A 322-nucleotide genomic window follows, 5' to 3' on the forward strand; every position below is an offset into this window, starting at 1 on the left:
TGATCGGCCGCGACCGCTACACACCAGAGCAATGGTCTGCCCTTCGATCCCTGGTTGTGTCTCTCTCACACCCCGGCAATGGCCTGTCGATCTCGACCGTGTGTGGTCATCGCGATCTGTTTGACGGCAAAACCTGCCCCGGCTTTGATGTGTCGGAGTGGATCGCCCAGGCATACACCACAGATCTGAACAATATCCTGGAGGCCCAATGACCTGGTTACTCACCATTGCCAAACCGCTGCTATCAGCCGTGACGACAGACCTGATCATTGATACCGCACAGGCGGTGTTAGGCCGCATTCAATGGCCGGTTGTATTTGAG

Annotated in this window: 1 protein-coding gene; it reads left to right on the forward strand. The window is 56.2% G+C overall.

The annotated features are described in order from the left end of the window. Positions 1-212, forward strand: a 212-nt coding sequence (locus Q4563_RS18165) for a hypothetical protein (RefSeq protein WP_303605499.1), incomplete at its 5' end; no start/stop codon positions are given. Positions 213-322 lie beyond the last annotated feature (110 nt).

This window comes from Gilvimarinus sp. 1_MG-2023 (genome assembly GCF_030548285.1).